Genomic DNA, 18,661 nt, shown 5'->3' on the forward strand with positions numbered 1-18,661 from the left:
TCTTTCCAAAAATCAGCGGTGATGGTTCTTTACGCTTACTTCCATTCGGTGCCGGTCATCTCGCACAGCAGCTGCGCCACCCGTGTGCGGCTGGGGTGATAACCGATGAACACCAGCTCCGAGCGCGCCGGCGTCTTGCCGGGTTCGCCATCGTCATTGACGACCGCCACCCGTGCACGCACGCCCTGCACCAGCAAGGCCGGCGCGTCGGCGCCGGCCTGTACGAAACCCTTGGCGCGCAGGATGGGTTCGGCCTGCGACGCCGCGGCGACCGCTTCGCGCAGCCGTTCGCCGTCCTGCGGCGCATCGCTGCGCAGGGTGAACGAGAGCCAGCCCGGATCCTGCTCATGAAAATGCTTGTGCGTGGCCAGGCCGTGGCTGTGCGCGCCCAGGCCCGAATGCGCGTGGCCGTTGAAGCGGCCCTGGTCGGCGGCCACCGTGGCGCGCTCGCCGGGCATGCCCATCGGCGTGTAGTGGTGATGCACGGCAGCGCCGGCCTGATGCAGGCGCAGGCCCAGCGCCAGGCGGATATCCAGCCGGGCGTCGTAGGCCAGTTCAAGGAAACGCACGTTCGGCGCCAGCGCGCGCACGCGCTGCTCGGCCTGCAGCAGCTCCGGCTCCTGCAGGCCGTCGATCTTGTTCAACACCACCACGTCGGCGCATTCCAGCTGCTGGCGAAACAGCAGCGCGGTCGCAGCCAGCGCATCGACGCCGGCGTCGAAGGCGCCTTCCAGCAGCAAGGGCGTGTCCACCACCGCCAGCGTCGCATCCAGCACGAAGTGCGGGGCTAGCTGTTCCGACTGCAGCACTTCCATCACCGCACTGGGTAAGGCCAGGCCGGAGGTTTCGATCAGCACGTGGTCGATCTGCGCGCGCCGCGCCGCCAGGGCCAGCATGGCCGGCACGAACTGCGCATCGTCGCCGTAGGCGATCAGCCCGTGCGACAGGTCCTGGATCTGCACCTGGCCCTGCGCATCCTCGTCGGCGCGCAGCAAGGCGCCGTCGATGGCCACCTCGCCGAACTCGTTGATCAGCAAGGCCAGCCGGCGCGCCTGGCGACGCCGCACCAGACCGCGCAACAGCGTGGTCTTGCCGGTGCCGAGAAAGCCGGTCACCACCGTCACCGGGATCGGCGGCAAGGCCGGCGGCAGGTTCTGCGACGACGACATGCTCAGGCTCCGGCCCACTGCGCCAGCTGCGCGCGCACGGCGTCGAAGTCGCCCGCCACCCGCGGATAGTCCAGCCGCGGACGACGCACCGTGATCAGGGGAATGCCCAGCGCGCGCGCGGCGTCGGCCTTGGCGCGATAACCGCCGGCCTCACCGGAATCCTTGGTGACCACGCAGTCGATGCCCCAGTCGCGCCACAGCGCCTCGTTGAAGCCTTGCGAGAACGGCCCCTGCATGGCGCACAGGTTGGCGCGCGGCACGCCCAGCTCCAGCGCGCGGCGCACGAAATCAGGGTCGGCCGTCACCCGCGCAAACCACTGGCGCTCCTGCGCGTGCGGCGCCTGCAGGAAGGCGGCCAGATCCTTGGAGCCGGTGGCCAGGAAGATGCGCTTGCCGGCGGCAATCGCGCGGCCGGCGGCCTCGTCCATGTCGGCGCAGGCGTTGGCATCGTGGTCGTCCAGGTCGCTGGGGCGCTCGTAGCGCAGATAGGGAATCTCCAGTTCCTTCGACAGCTCCATCAGCTGCTGTGAAATTTGCGTGGCGAACGGATGGGTGGCGTCCACCAGCACCCGCGCGCGGCTGGCGCGCAATGCCTGGCGACGCGCTTCCACACCCTGGCGGCCGGCCCAGACATGGGCACCGGGGCAGTCCTGTTGCGCCAGTTCCCCGCCGTAACCGGTGGCCGCCGACACCACCACCGGCAGGCCGTCGGCCGCCAGCTGCGCGGCCAACGCGTTGCCGTCGCCGGTGCCGGAGAACACCCACGCCGCCTGCGGCGGCAATTGCGCCACCGCCTCGGCCTCGACGCTCTCGCTCCAGTCGTTATAGCCGCGTGGGGTGAAGATCCAGTCGCGCTTTCTCTGCGTGAAGCGGTTGCCGATCACGATCGAGGTCAGCATGTCGAACTTCAGCGCCGGCAGCTCGTCCAGACGGTGGATGCTGACCTGCTGGCCGGGACGGTAGGCGTTCTTCACCACGCCGCACAGCGTGTGCGGCGCCTTGTGCTCCAGCATCAGCTGCAGGATGCGGTAGACCCCGTCCTGGCGGCCGGCGCTTTGCACGTTGTAGAAGACACAGGCCAGGTCGGCCTGGGCGATGTGGGTGGCGCGCTGCTCGATCCACTCCCACGGGCACAGCAGGTTGGACAGCGACAGCGTGGCAAAGTCATGCGACAGCGGCGAACCCAGCAGCGAGGCGCAAGCGTTGGCGGAGGTGACGCCGGGGATGAGGTTGACCTCGTAGGTGTCGTCTTCGCGCATGTCGTCGAAGGCCAGCGCGGCCATGGCGTAGATGCCGATGTCGCCGCTGGAGATCAGCGACACCTTCCTGCCTGCGCGGGCGTGCTTGATGGCCAGCAGCGCGCGCTCGCGCTCCTGGGTCAGGGGCGGCGTGTGGATTTCCTTGCCTTCGATATGGGGGCCGATCCAGCGCAGGTAGAGCTCGTAGGCGACGATGACTTCGCTGTCGCGCAGGGCTTCGATGGCGCGCGGGATGATCATTTCTTCGTAGCCGGGGCCTACTGAGACCAGGTTGAGGACGCCTTTTTTCACTGCTTTATTCCTTTTGCTTTGCTGCTTGTTTTCTTTGCTGCTGCGTTCTTTGATGCCTTGATGCCTTGATGCTTGGGTAGTCTGGTCTTGCTGCGTGCCGATGTACCGGCTCTGTTTCTCTCTTTCTCCGGTCGGAACGGAGCGCCGGGGGCGGCCCGGCAGCCGCTCACTTTTCTTGCTCCGCCAAGAAAAGTAAGCAAAAGAAGGCGGCCCCTAAGTGCCAGCCCCTTCGGGGTACCCGTCGGAGCGCGCTGAAAAATGGGCGCGGCAGAGTCGCTTCGCTCCGACTGCCCCGCTGATCCATTTTTCAGCGCACTCCGACGGCAGGCCCACAAAGGGAAAGCCGTCCGGCTCGCCTGCGGCATCGCCTCTGCTCATCCTCGCCTTCGGCTTCGGATCTTTGCGCCTTGCTTGTGGCTTCGGGGCATCGACTCACTTTCCTCTTTAATCCGTCATCCCGGCGAAGGCCGGGATCCAGTGTCGTTCGCTGCGCCGCCATCACCGCCGGCCTCCGTTGCGCCTCTGCATACGGGCTCGGCGTCGACTGAAAAACAAACTCCGTATCTCGTTTAATCCGTCGTTCCTGCGCAAGCAGGAACCCAGCGTCGTTGGTCATACCTCATCCGGCCTGTGCCGATGCACCCAGCCAACCTGCCGCGTCATCGACCACCGCCACCGTCACGCCGTCCAGCGCCGTCTTGCCCAGCACCAGCCGCCCGCGCGGCGAGGCGATCAGGGCTGCCGGTTCGCAGACGCCTTCCACGCCGACGTTCTGCATCACCCATTCCGAGGGCTTGCCGACCCAGGCGCGGCCGGCGATCTGTTGCGTGGCAATCACCCGCAGCGGCAGGTCGTGCGTGGCGCAAAAGGCCAGCAAGCCCGGCTCCTGCGCCTTGATGTCGATGGTCGCGACCTCGCGCACCTGCGCCAGTGCGGCGCCTTCCAACAGGCCAAGCGCATGCGACACCGCCGCAGAAATCTGTTCCGCGGTGGCTTGCTTGCGACAGCCTATGCCCAGCACCAGCGGCTTGATCGCTTCGGTCGCGGTGGTGATCACCGGTTGCGCGCCGGTGGTTTGCGCCACGCGGTAGGCCAGGCGGTTGGCGCCGCCTTCGTGGCCGGCCAACAGCGAGATGGCAAAACGCGCTGCTTCGTCCAGCACCACCACGGCCGGGTCGCTGTGCTTGTCCTGCGGCTGACCGTCGAGGAAGCGCACGGCAATGCCGGTGGCGCCGATCAGGATCCACTGACGATGGCGGCGGTATGCCAACGCGAACTGCTGGCGTTGGGTCAGCACCGTCCCACCGTCACTTGCTTCACCGGCGTCGGCGTTCAGCCACGGGCGATAGAGCGTGCCGCCCAGCGTCGACTGCAGCCGTTGCGCCAACAGCTCGGCCTCGGCGCGCACCGGCCAGATGCCCAGCTCGGCGTCGGCCAGCGGCGGGGTCATGGCTGCGGCTCCTCGACGGCATCCGCGCCTTCAGCCTGCTTCTGCTTCTTCACCACGCGAAACAGGTGCGTGAAGTCCTTGGAATACAGGCTGGACTCGGCCACCTGCTGTTTGTCCAGCGCAGCCCCCACCAGCATCATCGTGGTCAGGTTCCATTCGCCGCGCTTGTTCTCGTCCAGCACTTTTTCCAGCGTGCCCTGGTAGACGCGCTGCTCCGGCCAACTGGCGCGGTAGACCAGGGTCACCGGCGTGGTCGGCGGGTAGTGCAGCAGCAGGTCGTTGACGATCTTCTTCAGGTGCGGGCCGGAGAGGAAGATGCACATGGTGGCGCGGTGCGCGGCCAGCGAGGCGATCGACTCCGACTCCGGCACCGCCGAGGCGCGGCCGGAGACGCGGGTCAGGATCACGCTTTGCGAGACCTCCGGCTTGGTCAGCTCGGCCGACACCGCAGCAGCGGCCGCGGTGAAGGAGGACACGCCCGGCACCACTTCATAGGAGATGCCCAGTGCATCCAGCCGGCGCATCTGCTCGGCCGTGGCGCCGTAGATGGCGGGGTCGCCCGAGTGCAGGCGCACCACGTCGATGCCCATGGCCTGCGCGCGCAGGTAACAGGCCTGCTGCTGCTCCAGATCCAGCGCGGCGGTGTCGATCAGCTCGGCGTCGGCGCGGCAATGCTCCAGCATCGCGGTGGGCACCAGCGAGCCGGCGTACAGCACCATCTTCACCTCACCCAGCAGGCGCGCGCCGCGCAGCGTGATCAGGTCGGCCGCGCCGGGACCGGCGCCGATGAAATATACCTTCATGCTTGTCCTTTCGTTGCTAGTGCGCCGCTCCGCAAATATCGGTACGGCGCTCCCTCCCCTTCAAGGGGAGGGTTGGGGTGGGGATGGGTTGCGAATGTCCCGAATCGAACAAGAACGACGTCCGTCTCATTCAAAAATGCAGGGCCTTGAAACTCCTTGGCCTTGTTTAAACCCATCCCCACCCCGGCCCTCCCCTTGAAGGGGAGGGAGTGTTCTTTATTCATCCAGCCGCATTTCATCCGGCCACATGACGTTTTTCCGGCGCGGTCTTGCGGATCAGCAGCACCGCCAGGTAGCCGCTGGCCTGGGCCGCGTCCAGCGTGCTCAGGTCGGACGCCAGCACTTCGCCCTCCAAGCCGATGCGGCGGGCGAAGGCGCAGTGCGGGGCGATGCCCATCTCGCGCAGCAAGTCCAGCACCCACGGCAAGCGCGCGCCGACTTTCATCAGCACCACGATGTCGTGGCTCTCGATCTCGGCGCGCAGCGTGGCCGCGTCTTCCGGGCAGGGCAGGATCAGCGTGCGCTCCTTGCCCACGCCCAGCGGCCACTCCATCGCCGAGGCCGCGGCCGCGTAGCTGGTGATGCCGGGATAGGTGACGCAGTCGCACTCCGGGTAGAGATCGCGCACGGCGGCCAGCACATAGCCGTAGGTCGAGTAGGTCAGCGAATCGCCGATGGTGAGATAGGCCACGTGCAAGCCGTCGCGCAGCTGCGCGGCCAGCTCGGCGCCCAGTTGGGCGTAGTGCTCTTGCAGCACCTGGCGGTCCGGATCCATGTTGAATTCGATCTCGCGCAGGCGGCTGCGATCGAACGCGACGCCGTCCAGGCATTGCAGCGCCACCGACATGTCGGCGCCGCGCGCACGCGGCAGGTAGATCACGTCAGCCGTGCGCAAGGCGTCCAGCGCCGCCAGCGGCAGATAGCCGGCCGGGCCGGGGCCGACGCCGATGCCGGACAGTTTTCCCTTGTGGTGACTGCTCACGGTCATGCCCCGGCTCCCAGTTGACGTCCGTCCAGATCGAACAGGCGCACCGCCACGCGACTGACGTTGGGCACGCGCGCCGCCGCCAGCGCCGCGATGCGCGCTTCGATTTCAGTCCACAGCACGCGCGACAGGGACTCGTCCCGCGCGCGCACCAGCTCGATTACCGCTTCCACCGTATTGGCTTCCTTCATCTGCTGCAGCAAGCCGGCGTCGAATGCGCCGCAGTGCTGCCTGTTCATCGTGTGCATCTCTTGCGCCACGCGGGCCACGCCCTGCATGGCCATGTTGCTCTTGCTGGAGTGCGTGTCCCACACGCCGTCCAGCACCTTGGCCAGCTTGCCCGGATGTCCTGCCAACCACAGCACCGGCAGACGCCGGCCGTCCTCGGCCAGCGCCTGCTGGGTGAAATCCAGCGCATCGCCCAGGAAGTTGGCGATCTGCACGCTGCGCTTGTCCGGCAGGCCCAGCTCCTGCGCCGCAAAACTGCGCCCGATCTTGCCGGGCAGGTAGGCCACCACGTCGCCGGTGCGGCAATCGGCCAATGCCACCCGGATATAGACCTCGATCGACGCGATCCACGAGGCCATCGACATCGGCTCGACGATGCCGGAGGTACCCAGGATCGAGATGCCGCCGACGATGCCCAGCTTGGGGTTGAAGGTCTTGGGCGCGATCGCCTGTCCTTCGCGGCAGCCGATGGTGAGGTCAAAGCCCTGCTCTCGCCAGCCGGCGTCGCCGTTGCGCTGCGGCGCCTGCAACTCCGCCAGCACCTCGGCCACCGCCGCCCGCATCATGGCGCGCGGCACCGGGTTGATGGCCGGCTCGCCCACCGCCACGCGCAGGCCGGGCATGGTGGCCGTGCCCACGCCTTCACCGGCAAAAAAACGGATCTCGCCGCTGCCGTTGCGCCTCACCTGGGCGAAGATGGTGGCGCCATGGGTGTTGTCCGGATCGTCGCCGCCGTCCTTCAACACCTCGGCCTGCGCGCTCGCGTCATCGAGCAGCGCGACGTCCTTGATCGGCACCGAGATGAAATGCGCGCCGTCGGGCAGGCTGACCTCGGTGCGCTCCAGCCGGATGCCGCCCAGCAGGCAATACAGCGCCGCGCGCACCGCCGCAGTGGCGCAGCTGCCGGTGCTGCGGCCGCGCCGCAGGCCGTTGGGCGCGAGCACGGACAGGTCGTACTCGGCGCGCCGCAATTCGGCACGCTCGCCGTCTCGCTCATGCTCGCCGGCGGCCTCCATCAGGCGGCGCCCTCTTCGACCTGCTCCTGCGCGATCAGCCAGGCGATGGCGTCGATCAGCAAGGCGTTCACCACCGTCGCCGCCCACGGCGAGCCGCCGCGGGTGCCGGCGTTGGTGATGCGCGGCACCTGCAGGCAGCGGCGCAGCTCGTCCTTGCTCTCGCGCGTGCCGACGAAACCCACCGGCAGGCCCACCACCAGCTGCGGCCGCCAGCCGTGCTCGCGGATCAGACGGGTGGCTTCGACGATGGCGGTCGGCGCGTCGCCGATGGCCAGCACCACGTCGTTGCCGAACTTCTGCCAGGCACGGCGAATGCCGGCGGCCGAACGGGTGATGCCCAGGGTCTGCGACATCAGGTGCGACTCCGGGTCGTGCACGCCGCACCAGGTCTCGATGCCGAGTTGCTCCAGCAGCTGGCGCTTCAGGCCGGTCTGCACCATGGTGACGTCGGTCACCACGCGCTTGCAGCGCAACAGCGCGCGCATGCCGGTCTGGGCGGCGCCGGCGGAAAAATACAGTTCGTCGGCGGCAGCGAAGTCGCCGCTGGTGTGCACCAGGCGCTGCAGCACGGTGAGGTGTTCAGGCGGGAACACGCTCCAGTCGCGGCCCTCGCCGATGATGCGCATGCTCTCGGCTTCGATCGGATGCGGCACGTAGGGCGAGGTGCGGACAGCTGCCGCCGGCAGCGCCTTCTCGCGCGCGGACAGGTCGCGTACCTGCAGATGATGCGCGCGCTGCGGCTCGCCCACCTGCTGCTCGAAGCCGACGATCTGCACGCGGTACTTGCACAGCGTGCAGTTCATCGCGGCGCGTCCTTGCACCGCCTGCTCGGCGCGCTCCAGCATGACGTCAGCCACATGCGGATGCACGCCGAGGTAGCCTGCCTTGAGCACCTCCACACCCGGCTCGCGCAGCGCCGTCTCGTCGGCGGCGGCATAGATGCGCTTGACCAGCACGCCGTCGAACAGGAAGAACGGCAGCACCATCAGGCGCTGCCAGCCCTGGCCGGCAGCCAGCGACAGGCCGTCGCGCACCAGCGGCGTAGCGGTGCCGGAGAAGCAGACCTTGACGCCGCCAAAGCCCATGCCTTCCTGCAGCATGCGCGCCAGTTTGGCGACTTCGCCGTTGGCGTCGGGATCGGTGGTGCCGCGGCCGACCAGCACCAGGCAGCTGTCCTGGCGGTTGATGATCTCGGGCGACTGCGCCTCGGCCTCCACCACGCGCTGCTGCGCCAGCTGCAGCAGCAGCGGGTGCAGGTCCATCGGCGCGCCGAAATGAAAGTCGACCTGCGGGTATTGCTTGGCCAGCGCCAACAGCTCGGCCGGCATGTCGTTCTTGGCATGACGCGCGCCCAGCAGCACGCCGGGCACCACGCTGACCTCGGTGGCGCCGTCAGCCACGCAGGCGGCAGCCGCCTCGGCGATGGTAGGCGCGGCGAACTCCAGGTAGCCGTGGCGCACCAACCGCTCGCCGGCGCGACCGCGCACCAGCGACACCAGCGCCTCGAACTCGCGCAGCGCGTCAGGGTCGCGGCTGCCGTGGCCGGCAATCACTACCGCTGACTTTTTCGTCGCGGCGGTCATGCCGCGTCCTTTGCCGGCAACGACGGCGGCGGCTCAATCTGGCTTTCCATCGGCGTTCTGGTGCGGATCAGCATGATGCTCATGTCGCTGAACTCCTTGTCGGCGCAGTCGGCCAGCTTGCCGTGCCATTCGGCGTCGCCGCGCGTGAGGTTTTCCCACACCTCGGTGGGGTGCTCGGGGTCGACGCCCTGCTGCAGCAGGTAGGTGGCGATATGGCGCGGCATGAAGGAGCGCGCGGCGTCCCATGGGCACGGAATGACGATGGCGTTGCGGCCGTCATTCAACACATGCACCAGGTGGCGCTTGAACGGCTCCAGGTCCCCGCGGCGATGGAAGGTGATGAAGGTGGTCTCGTCGAAGCACACGCGCGCGCGCGAGGCCAGGATCTGCGCCGAGGAGATGCCCGGCAGGGTTTCCACCCGATGGCCGCAGGCGCGCTCCACGCGCTCCAGGTACTGGAAGCCGCTGAAGTGGATGTCGCCCATGAATACCACCACGCAGCGCTTGCCGGCGTGGTGCATGGCGGCCACCTGGTCGAGTTGGGCGACCTGGTCGCGATAACCCATCAGCACGACCTCGGCGGTGGCCGGGATCAGGTCTTTCACCACATCCACCACTGCGTTGAAGCCGGCCACCACGTCGGCGTTGCGAATCAGGTCGGCGCCGCGCATGGTCAGGTAGGAATGGTCGCCGGGGCCGGCGCCGATGCAGATGATCATGTTGGTGTCTTTCTCACGTTCGGTGTCATTCAGCGCGCGCCGAGCTGCGCGCGCACGGTCAACGCCAGGGCGTCGCCGGTCAGTTGTTCAATGGTCAGGCACGGCGCGCCCAGCGCTTCGGCCAGCTGCGCGGCGCGGCCCAGGCGGATGTAACCGGTCTCGGTATCGAGCACCAGCGCCGGCGTGCCGCGCGCGGCCAGGTGTTGTGCCGCAGCCAGCGTCTGCTGCCACGGGTCGGATTCGTCGCCGGGCAGGCCGACGTTGGCGCGGCCGTCCGAGAGGATCACCAGCAGCGGCGGCGCGTCCTGCTGCGCCGATTTTTCCAGCAGTCGGGAGGCCAGTTGCAGCGCATGCGGCAAGGGCGTGCGCCCGCCCGTGGGCAGCTCGCGCAGGCCCTGCTCGGCGAGATCGACGCTGCGGGTCGGCTCCAACAGCAGCTGCGCCGACTCGCCGCGAAAGGCGATCACCGCCAGCTGGTCGCGCCGTTGATAGGCATCGGTCAGCAGCGCCAGCACCGCGCCCTTGACCGCTTCCATGCGACGCTGCGCGGCCATGGAGCCGGAGGCGTCGACCACGAACACGATCAGGTTGGCGCTACGGCCTGCGCGTACCTGGCGGTGCAGGTCGGCGGCGGTGACGCGCAGGTTTCCGTCCTGCGACGCATCCTGCGTCAACGCGCCGCGCACGGCGGCGCTGCGCAAGGTGGCGCCGACCGCCAGGCGATCGGGATTGGCGTCCGGCACGGCGCGCAGGGCGCTGCCGCGTTTGGCGTCGCTGACCGCGCTGCGGCGCCCGGCCGCGGCGTGCGACGACGCGCCGGGCATGGCCTCGACGCTGATCTTGCGCGCCACGCCGGCGGCGGCGACGGCGAAGGTTTGCTCGCCGCCCTCGCCTTCGCTCTTGTCTTCGCGGTCGCGGTCTTGATCACTGTCTTGATCACGCTCGTCCTGCCCGGACTGCGTCGGCTGTTCGCTCTGGTTGCCGCCGTCTTGCTGCGGTTCAGGCTGGCGCGCCTGGTCGATCAGGTCGTCCAGCTTGTCCTGATCCATGCCGGTCTGGTCGAACGGCTTGCGGCGGCGGCGGTGCGGCAACACCAGCTGAGCCGCGGCCTTGACGTCGTCGGGCGTGACGCGCGTGCGCGCTTGCAGCGCGGCGATGGCGCGCGCGGTCTTGTGCATGACGATGTCGGCGCGCAGGCTGGCCACCTCGAACTCGCAGCACAGGTGGCTGATCAATTCCAGCATGGCGTCATCCAGCGCCACTTGCGGCAGCAGGCGCTGGGCCTGCGCCACCTGTGCGCGCAGGGCGTCCTGCTGCGCCTGCCACTGCAGCGCGAATGCCGCCGGATCGGCTTCGTAGGCGATGCGCCGGCGCACCACCTCGGCACGCACGGCCTTGTCCTGCGGCGCGGTCACTTCCACCATCAGGCCGAAACGGTCCAGCAATTGCGGGCGCAGGTCGCCTTCTTCCAGGTTCATGGTGCCCACCAGCGTGAAGCGCGCCGGGTGCGACACCGACAAGCCCTCGCGCTGCACCGAGTTCACGCCCATGGCGGCCACATCCAGCAGCACGTCGACCAGGTGGTCGGCCAGCAGGTTGACCTCGTCGATATACAACATCCCGCGGTGCGCCGAGGCCAGCAGTCCGGGCTGGAAGGCGCGCTGCGCGCCCTGCAGCGCCTTCTGCAGGTCCAGCGTGCCCAGCACGCGGTCTTCGGTGGCGCCCAGCGGCAGCGTGACGAACGGGACTTCGCCGCTTGCTTCACGCTTGCCCTCGGCCGCGTTGCAGTTCTCGCAGGCGGCGACCGGGCTCCCCGGCGCGCAGTTGAAGGCGCAGCCGGCGATGCGGGCGATGGCCGGCAACACTTGCGTCAGGCCGCGCGCGGCGGTGCTCTTGGCCGTTCCTTTGTCGCCGCGGATCAGCACGCCGCCGATGCCGGGATCGACCGCGCACAACAGCAGCGACTGCTTCAGCAGCGGCTGGCCGACGATGGCGGAGAAGGGATAGACGCTACTCATTGCATGTCCTTCGCGTGTTCGCTGCCGCGCACCGTCTCGCCGCGCGCCTCCAGCAGAGTCTCGCTGTGCAGGTAGAGCTGGCGAAGTTGTTCCAGGGTCTGCTCGTCGGGCTTCTCCCACATGCCGCGCCCGGCTGCTTCCAGCAGGCGCTCGGCGATGGCGTTCTGGGCCCAGGGGTTGGCCTGCTCCAGGAACTCGCGCATGGCCGGATCGAAGCCGTAGCTCTCGGCCACTTGCTGGTACATCCAGTCGTCCAGCACCTGCGCCGTGGCGTCGTAGCCGAACAGATAGTCCACGGTGGCGGTCAGCTCCAGCCCGCCCTTGTAACCGTGGCGGCGGATGCTGGCCAGCCACTTCGGGTTGACCACGCGCGAGCGGAACACGCGCAGCGTCTCTTCCTTCAGGTCGCGCACGGCGGCGCGCGAGGGATCGTGGCTGTCGCCGAAGTAATGGCGCGGCTGCTGGCCGGACAAGGCGCGGATGGTGGCGATCATGCCGCCGTGGTACTGCATGTAGTCGTCGCTGTCGAAGATGTCGTGCTCGCGGTTGTCCTGGTTGTGCAGCGCCACCTGCACGCCCGACAAACGCTGGCGGAAGGCTTCGCGCTGGTCGGCGCCCTGCACCTTGCGGCCGTAGGCGTAGCCGCCCCAGTTGACGTAGGCCTCGGCAAAGTCGGCCTGGTCCTGCCAGTTCTTCTCCTGGATCAGCGGCAGGATGCCGGCGCCGTAGCTGCCAGGCTTGGCGCCGAAGACGCGGTAAGACGCCTGGGCGGCGGCCTCGGCCTGGCCCAGTCCGCTATCCATGCCCTGCTTCAGGTCGTCCAGGTAATGCTTGCGCACGAAGTTCATGTCGGCCGGCTCGTCGGCCGCGATCGCCAGTTGAACCGCGTCGTCGATCAGCTCGATCAGCTGCGGGAAGGCATCGCGGAAGAAGCCGCTGATGCGGGTGGTGACATCGATGCGCGGGCGCTGCAGCTCGTCCAGCGGCACCAGCTCGACCCCGGCCACCTGACGATTGCCGGCGCGCCAGACCGGGCGCGCCCCCATCAGCGACAAAATCTGGGCGACGTCGTCGCCGTGGGTGCGCATCGCGCTGGTGCCCCAGATACTGACGGCCACGCTGTGCGGATAGCTGCCGGCTTCGCGCACGTGGCGCTCCAGCACCTCGCGCGCCAGTTGCTGGCCGACGCGCCAGGCCGACTGCGACGGCACACTGCGCGGATCGACCGAGTAGAAGTTGCGCCCGGTCGGCAGGATATGCGCCATGCCGCGCGTGGGCGAGCCGCTGGGGCCGGCCGGGATGTAGCCGCCGGACAAGCCCTTCAACAGGTTGCCGATTTCGTCGGAAGTGCTTTGCAGGCGCGGCACCAGCTGGGTGCAGGCAAAGGCCAGCACGCGGCGCAGCGGTGCGTAGTCGTTCGATTTGACGGTCGCCGGCTTGGACGCCGGCGCCGGGGTCGCGGTCGCGGCCTTGGGCATGGCCGGACGCGCCATCGCGCGCATGCCGCCCAAGACGCTGCCGCCAGTCTTGGCGGGATTGACGGCGGCCGGTTGCATGCGCGGCTTGTCGTCGGCGGGCGCCTTTTCCAGCTCGGCGAAGATGGCGTTCAGCACGCCGTCGATGGCGGCTTCGTCAAAGTCCGCGTCTTGCAGCGCCTGCATCAACGCCGCGCACAGGGCATCAATCGCCTCAATGGCATCGGCGCGCGTCACGACTGCGCGACCGGCGGTACGCGCCAGGGCGTCGCCGATATTGAGGCGACGACCCTTGTGCTCCAGCAGCATGTCCAGCGACAGGCCGAACAGCCGCGCCACTTCTTCCTGCAGGCCGGGCAGGTCCTGGTTGGGCAGGCGCGTCAGGGCCACCAGCATGTCGGGCATCTGCTGCGCGTCCGGCATGCGGCCGAGGATGTGCAGGCCGTCGCGGATCTGCGCCGCGCCCAGCTCGCAGAGGTAGCCGTCGAGATCCTCGATCAGGTGGGCCACACCGGCGCCGTCCAGCTCGGACAGCGCATGCGGCAGCTCGCCGTCTTCGTGGTGATGGTGGTCGTGATGCTCATGGTCGTGACCGTGATGATGGCCGTGCGCATGATGGTGGTGGTCGTGGTGGTGATGGCCATGTCCGTGCTCATGACCGTGTTCGTGATCATGGTGGTGATGCAGCAGCTTGAACTGCAGGTCGGTGTCCAGGTTGGTCTGGCGCACCAGCTCCCAGATCTGCTGCTGCAGCAGCGGCAGCTTGGACGGATCCAGCACCTCGACCTGGTAATACTCGTCCACCAGCTGCGTCAGTTGGGCCAGCGCGCCGTAGCTGTCGGCGGTGGTCATCGGCGGCGTCAGGTGGTCCACCACCACGGCGTGGGCGCGGCGCTTGGCCTGCGAGCCCTCGCCCGGGTCGTTGATGATGAACGGGTAGAACAGCGGCACGTCGCCCAGCAACGCATCCGGGAAGCACTCTTCCGACAGACCCACGCCCTTGCCCGGCAGCCATTCCAGCGTGCCGTGCTTGCCCACGTGGACGATGGCGTCGGCGCCCCACTCCTCGTCCAGCCAGCGATACAGCGCGTAGTAATGGTGTGTGGGCGGCAGGTCGGGCTGGTGATAGATGGCGTCCGGGTCCATGCCGTAGCCGCGCGGCGGCTGCAGCGCGACGAAGGCATTGCCCAGGTCGAGGCCGGCGATCACCAGGTGATCCTCGTGCACATAGGCCTCGCCGGGCGCCTCGCCCCACTGGCGCTGCATTTTGGCTTGCAGCGCGGCGGGCAAGGCGGCGAACCATTGCGCATAACGCGCGGCGGGAATGCGCGCGGCGGCGCGGCGCAACTGGTCTTCCGACAGGATGATGTCGTCGTAGGAGCAGCGGTCCACCAGCTCGTGGATCAGCGCGGTGCCGCTGTCGGGCAGCCCGGCGATGCGGTAGCCGTCGGCGTCCAGCGCGCGCAGCACGTTCATCAGCGAAGCCGGCGCGTCGAGGCCGACCGCGTTGCCGATCTGCGAGGCCTTGCTGTTGGAGTTGGTGAAGATGAAGGCGATGCGCTTGTCGGCATTGGGCGTGCGGCGCAGGCGCACGAAGCGTTGCGCCAGGCCGGCGATGCGGCGCACGCGGTCGGGCAGCGCCTGGTACTGCACCGCGCCGGTCTCGTCGGCCAGCTTGAAGGAAAGCGGCACGCCGATGATGCGGCCGTCGAACTCCGGCAGCACCGCGTTCATGGCGGCGTCCAGCGGATTCATGCCGCGCGTGGAATGCTCCCACTGCGCCTGGGTCATGCCGCTGGTCATGGCTTGCAGCACCGGCAGGCCGAGCTGCTCCAGCACCGACACCGACCAGCCGGCCGGCGTGACGCCGCCGGCGGTGATCTCGCCCATGGCAAACGAGGTGGTGTTGATCAGCAGGTCCACGTGCGGCGTCTTGCCGTTGCTACCGAAGTAGTGCAAGGCCGGCGGCAGCGCTTCACGGCCGGCGTTAGAGGCGCGCAGCGAGGAGGTGAACACCGGCAGCACGTCCATGCCGCGCGCTTCCAGCGCCGCCACCAAAGCGTCGATGAAGCGGGTGTTGCCCGACAGCCAGTGCGCGCGATAGAAGATGATGCCGACCGCCGGCTTGCCGGCGGGAGCCTGCGCGCGCAACGCCAGCCAGTCATCGATGCCGGCACCCTGCTCCAGGTCGGGATGGTGGATGCCGTGCTCGGGCAAGGCCTGCGCCGGCTCGTAGCCGTAGCCGGACAGCAGCAGCCGGTCCGACAGGCAGCGCAGCAGCTGCGCCAGGTTGACGCTGCCGCCGGCGCTGAAATACGCCAGCGCCTGCTGCTGCACGTCGGCCGGCGCGGTGGAGGCCGCGGCCAGTTCGGCATCGGGTTCGCCGGCGCCGGACAGCACGATCAGGTGGCGGCCTTCGGCGCGCGCCGCGCGCAGCAACTCGGGGAAACCGGCCACGGCGGAGAGCCGCCCCAACACGCGCAGCACGATCACGCCGGCGCCGGCAAGCTCGCCGCGCAGCAGGTCGGCCAGGGTACGCAGCGGGTTGCCGTCATCGTCGGTCTCGGACTGCAGGCGCTGCAGGTCGTAGCCGGCCACCGCCGGGAAATCCTCCGGCAGCTGGCCGCGCGCGCTGGCCAGCATCGACAGGTCGGTGGGTGCGTGCGTCAGCAGCGCAATGCTAACGGCCTCATGCATCGCTGTGCTCCGGTTCGGGGTTGACGTCGCCGCTGCCCAGGCGATGGAAGATCAGGTCGGTGACTTCACGACCGCCTTCGAGGTGCTCCACCACCACGCGCTCGACCGCCTGCGCATCCTCGCAGCGGTACCACACGCCTTCCGGGTAGACCACCACCACCGGCGCCTGCGCCTTGCAGGCCACCATGCAATGGGTACGGGTGCGCTTGACGCGCAGCTCGGGACGGGCATCGATCTGCTCGCCCAGCACGGCGAACATGGACTCGGCCAGCACGCCGTTTTCGGTGCAGCGCGGGCCCACGCACATCAGCACGTGGCGGGTATGGGTTCTCATTGCGTCAATTCTCTGGTGCGCGTTCAAATGCGTTGCGGCGGCAGGCGCCAACAAGCGCCTGCCGCCGCATCCGTTACCAAGTCCTGGCCGTTCAGCCGAACCGGCGATAGAAGAATCCGGTCAGCCCGCCCAGCGCCAGCCAGAACACCGCATTGGCAACGGCGGTGGCGTGGATGAAGGCCTGCGCCAGCTCTTCGGGCGCGACGCTGCCGTGCACCTCGGGTTGCGGCGCGCCGATCACGTGCGGCACGACCAGCACCAAGGCGCCCAACAGCTTCCACGGCCAGGCGCGGGCATAGACGATGGCGCCGAGGCCGACGGCGGTCATGCCGGCGGTCATCACCCACCACAACTGGCGCGCATGCAGGGGCGCGGCCATGGTGCCCGGCACTTCCGGCGGCAAGCCCAGCGAGGGGGCCACGAAGAACACCAGGTAGCCGGCCAGCCCCCACAGGAGGCCGCTGCGCCAGCTCACCTGACGGCCGCTGACGGCGATCGCCGCCACCAGCATCAGCGCGAAACCGATCGCCATGCTGACGTTGGCCAGCACGGTGTAGCCGGTGCGCTCGGCGCCGTCGGCCGGCTCCCACTCGTCGCCGTCGTGGCTGTGTTCGTGTTCATGGTCGGCGGCGGCAGGCGCAGCCGCAGCCGCAGCAGTCGCAGTTGCTGCCGCGGCCTCATGCTGGTGCGCATGCTCGGCTTCGCCGGCCTTCTCGTATTCCTCGGCCTTGAGGATGATCTTTTCCACCTGCAGCTGCTGCACGCCCGAGAGCAGGATGCCCGACAGCGCGCCGGCAATGACCACGGCCGACGCCATGCGCCGGAAAATCGTCCAGTTCATGCGCGTCCTTCAGTGGCAGGGGAAGCCGGCCGAGTGGCGACCGTCGTGGGCGGCGTTGTGCAGCTCGACCTTGGAGGCGAAGCCGGCGCCGTAGATCAGCGCAACGCCCAGGGCGAAGGCCAGCAGCGACGGCGCAATACGGTCGCGCCAGACGTTGCTGCCGCTGGCGGCCTGGTCGAGGGTGCTGCTCGGAGTGATGCCGGATGTGCTGGCCATGTTGGTTTCCCTGGTTCGATGGATGAAACGAAGGCCGGCGACGAAAGCGCCCATGCCCGGTGCCACGCGCCATACAGGGATGGCGGGTGTCGATGGTCAGGCTTGACTCAACCGGGATATGGGGAAGCTGTCCGTACGATCGCCCTCCGCGATGCAAATCAGAATACGCTTCGGGCCGGTCTCCGGGCTTGCGGGACGAGGCCTTGCGACCTCATGGACAGGCGCCTTCCCATGTCGGGGCGAACCCCGGGGCACAGTGGCGTGATGCGTGTCCTTCCTCGCTTACCGTTGCGGGGGCAGCGCCGGAATGGGCCTGCAGTGTTCGGGCGGGCCGCACCGGCTTCCCGTTTCAATCCCTGGCGCGGCTGCGCGCGGGATACCAGAAGCAATGCTATGGCGCGCAGTATAAAGGCCGCACGCCGATGGAGCAACCGGATGGCGGCCGGCGACGACCAAAACAATTGCCGCCGCGACAACAAATCAGACCACCGTTATGCGCCCTGCCTGCGCCCGCCGCGACCGGATCAGCGCCGCGTGCGCTCCTGCTTGCGCACCGAGCGCTGCTGGGCGGCCAGGCGGCGCGCATCTTCATCGACGATGTCGCGTCCGATTTCATTGTCGGAGGCAACTTCGCGCACCTCCGGTTGGTGGGCGCTGTTGATGCGGCGGATCTCCTTGTCGATCGGGCCGGCGGCGGGATCAGGCGCCGGCGCGCGGGGGCCGGCCGCTGCCGCGGCCGCGCCGGGCGCCACCGGTGTCAGCGCGACCGAGCCGACACCGGCGCCGAAGATCTGGGCAAAATTGGGGATAGGGGAAACACCGGGACGATGACGCATGACAAACTCCTCCGGAAAAAGAACAGGATGCCGTGCGACGGCCGCGGGGGCGGCGCGTCATCAAAATCATAAGAGGCGATGAGGCCATGGCCGCATCGTGATCAGCCCCCCCTCGGACCGACGATCAGATGCCGCCGCGCCGGCCGTTACATGCGGATGGGCTTGTCCGAGGGACGCGGATTGAGGGGCGGATCCTCGACCGGGATCGGGTCGTCGTCGGGCAACTCCGGAGGCGGCAGATGCGGATCGTGGGTCGGCGGCGTCTCCTGGGGCGTGTGCAAAGCGTAGTTCAACGTAGGCCTCCTCCGCTGGCGGCTTGCGATCCTCAATGCGATCGGCCGCTCGGATGTTGATGGGGAATCGGATCTTGCGGCGGCGTCGGATCCAGCGGCGGAACCTCGACGGGCGGCGTATCTTGCGGCTTGTGCATGTGCATCTCCTGGTCAGTCGTCCTTGCGATGGTACTCACGCCCCGCATCGCCTTCCGGAGCCGGGCGATCCGGCACCACGCCGTCGTCTGCGCTGGCCCACGGGTCTTCGGTGCCGTCGGGTTCGACCACGCGGAATTCATCGGTTTCCAGAACAGGCTTATGTTGCGCCGGCGATACCGACGCCCTGCCCTGGCGCGCTGCCTTGGCTTCGCCTGCGCGTTCGCGCTGCGCCCGCAACTGCAGCGGGCTGAGTGGTCGCAGCAGTGCTGCGGCAGCCTGTGATCCTTGCGCCTGATTGTCCATGTCGGCC

16 protein-coding genes and 1 riboswitch are annotated in these 18,661 nt (G+C 68.5%); all 16 genes read right to left on the minus strand.

What is annotated here, in order from left to right:
* Nucleotides 1–35: 35 nt before the first annotated feature.
* On the minus strand, nt 36–1,169 hold the full coding sequence (locus J8I26_RS15005; protein ID WP_209607912.1) for a GTP-binding protein: 1,134 nt from the start codon (nt 1,167–1,169) through the stop codon (nt 36–38).
* 2 nt (nt 1,170–1,171) lie between these two features.
* The gene (cobJ, locus tag J8I26_RS15010; RefSeq protein WP_209607913.1) at nt 1,172–2,719 is read right to left on the minus strand and encodes a precorrin-3B C(17)-methyltransferase; all 1,548 of its coding nucleotides are present in this window, start codon (nt 2,717–2,719) and stop codon (nt 1,172–1,174) included.
* Nucleotides 2,720–3,338: 619 nt separating this feature from the next.
* Nucleotides 3,339–4,169 (minus strand): cobalamin biosynthesis protein, encoded by an 831-nt coding sequence (locus tag J8I26_RS15015; protein ID WP_209607914.1) that lies wholly within the window; start codon nt 4,167–4,169, stop codon nt 3,339–3,341.
* Nucleotides 4,166–4,972: a precorrin-4 C(11)-methyltransferase gene (cobM, locus tag J8I26_RS15020; protein WP_209607915.1), complete on the minus strand. Its 807-nt coding sequence runs from the start codon at nt 4,970–4,972 to the stop codon at nt 4,166–4,168. The genes J8I26_RS15015 and cobM overlap by 4 nt, the downstream gene beginning before the upstream one ends.
* Before the next feature lie 235 nt (nt 4,973–5,207).
* Nucleotides 5,208–5,960, minus strand: coding sequence for a precorrin-2 C(20)-methyltransferase (gene cobI / locus J8I26_RS15025; protein ID WP_209607916.1), 753 nt, complete (start codon nt 5,958–5,960; stop codon nt 5,208–5,210).
* Entirely contained in the window at nt 5,957–7,201 is a 1,245-nt protein-coding gene (gene cbiD, locus J8I26_RS15030) for a cobalt-precorrin-5B (C(1))-methyltransferase CbiD (RefSeq protein ID WP_209607917.1), read from the minus strand. The genes cobI and cbiD overlap by 4 nt, the downstream gene beginning before the upstream one ends.
* The gene (locus J8I26_RS15035) at nt 7,201–8,784 is read right to left on the minus strand and encodes a precorrin-8X methylmutase (RefSeq protein ID WP_209607918.1); all 1,584 of its coding nucleotides are present in this window, start codon (nt 8,782–8,784) and stop codon (nt 7,201–7,203) included. Before J8I26_RS15035 ends, cbiD begins: the two co-directional genes overlap by 1 nt.
* On the minus strand, nt 8,781–9,503 hold the full coding sequence (locus tag J8I26_RS15040; protein ID WP_209607919.1) for a cobalt-precorrin-7 (C(5))-methyltransferase: 723 nt from the start codon (nt 9,501–9,503) through the stop codon (nt 8,781–8,783). The genes J8I26_RS15035 and J8I26_RS15040 overlap by 4 nt, the downstream gene beginning before the upstream one ends.
* A 29-nt stretch (nt 9,504–9,532) precedes the next feature.
* On the minus strand, nt 9,533–11,521 hold the full coding sequence (locus tag J8I26_RS15045) for a putative cobaltochelatase (protein WP_209607920.1): 1,989 nt from the start codon (nt 11,519–11,521) through the stop codon (nt 9,533–9,535).
* Nucleotides 11,518–15,693: a cobaltochelatase subunit CobN gene (locus tag J8I26_RS15050; RefSeq protein ID WP_209607921.1), complete on the minus strand. Its 4,176-nt coding sequence runs from the start codon at nt 15,691–15,693 to the stop codon at nt 11,518–11,520. Before J8I26_RS15050 ends, J8I26_RS15045 begins: the two co-directional genes overlap by 4 nt.
* Nucleotides 15,686–16,027 (minus strand): ferredoxin, encoded by a 342-nt coding sequence (locus J8I26_RS15055; RefSeq protein ID WP_209607922.1) that lies wholly within the window; start codon nt 16,025–16,027, stop codon nt 15,686–15,688. Before J8I26_RS15055 ends, J8I26_RS15050 begins: the two co-directional genes overlap by 8 nt.
* 91 nt (nt 16,028–16,118) lie before the next feature.
* Nucleotides 16,119–16,868 carry a CbtA family protein gene (locus J8I26_RS15060; protein WP_209607923.1) on the minus strand — a complete coding sequence of 250 codons (750 nt, stop codon included), beginning with the start codon at nt 16,866–16,868 and terminating at the stop codon, nt 16,119–16,121.
* Nucleotides 16,869–16,877: 9 nt separating this feature from the next.
* A complete protein-coding gene (locus tag J8I26_RS15065) occupies nt 16,878–17,084 on the minus strand; it encodes a CbtB domain-containing protein (RefSeq protein WP_209607924.1) in 207 nt (68 codons plus the stop codon).
* A gap of 155 nt (nt 17,085–17,239) precedes the next feature.
* Nucleotides 17,240–17,483: riboswitch (cobalamin riboswitch) on the minus strand.
* 125 nt (nt 17,484–17,608) lie between these two features.
* Nucleotides 17,609–17,920 (minus strand): hypothetical protein, encoded by a 312-nt coding sequence (locus tag J8I26_RS15070; protein WP_209607925.1) that lies wholly within the window; start codon nt 17,918–17,920, stop codon nt 17,609–17,611.
* 146 nt (nt 17,921–18,066) lie between these two features.
* Nucleotides 18,067–18,213 carry a hypothetical protein gene (locus tag J8I26_RS15075; RefSeq protein WP_209607926.1) on the minus strand — a complete coding sequence of 49 codons (147 nt, stop codon included), beginning with the start codon at nt 18,211–18,213 and terminating at the stop codon, nt 18,067–18,069.
* 150 nt (nt 18,214–18,363) lie between these two features.
* Nucleotides 18,364–18,654 (minus strand): hypothetical protein, encoded by a 291-nt coding sequence (locus J8I26_RS15080; protein ID WP_209607927.1) that lies wholly within the window; start codon nt 18,652–18,654, stop codon nt 18,364–18,366.
* Nucleotides 18,655–18,661: the final 7 nt, after the last annotated feature.

The sequence above is a fragment of the Herbaspirillum sp. LeCh32-8 genome (assembly GCF_017814915.1).
Classification (GTDB): domain Bacteria; phylum Pseudomonadota; class Gammaproteobacteria; order Burkholderiales; family Burkholderiaceae_D; genus Herbaspirillum.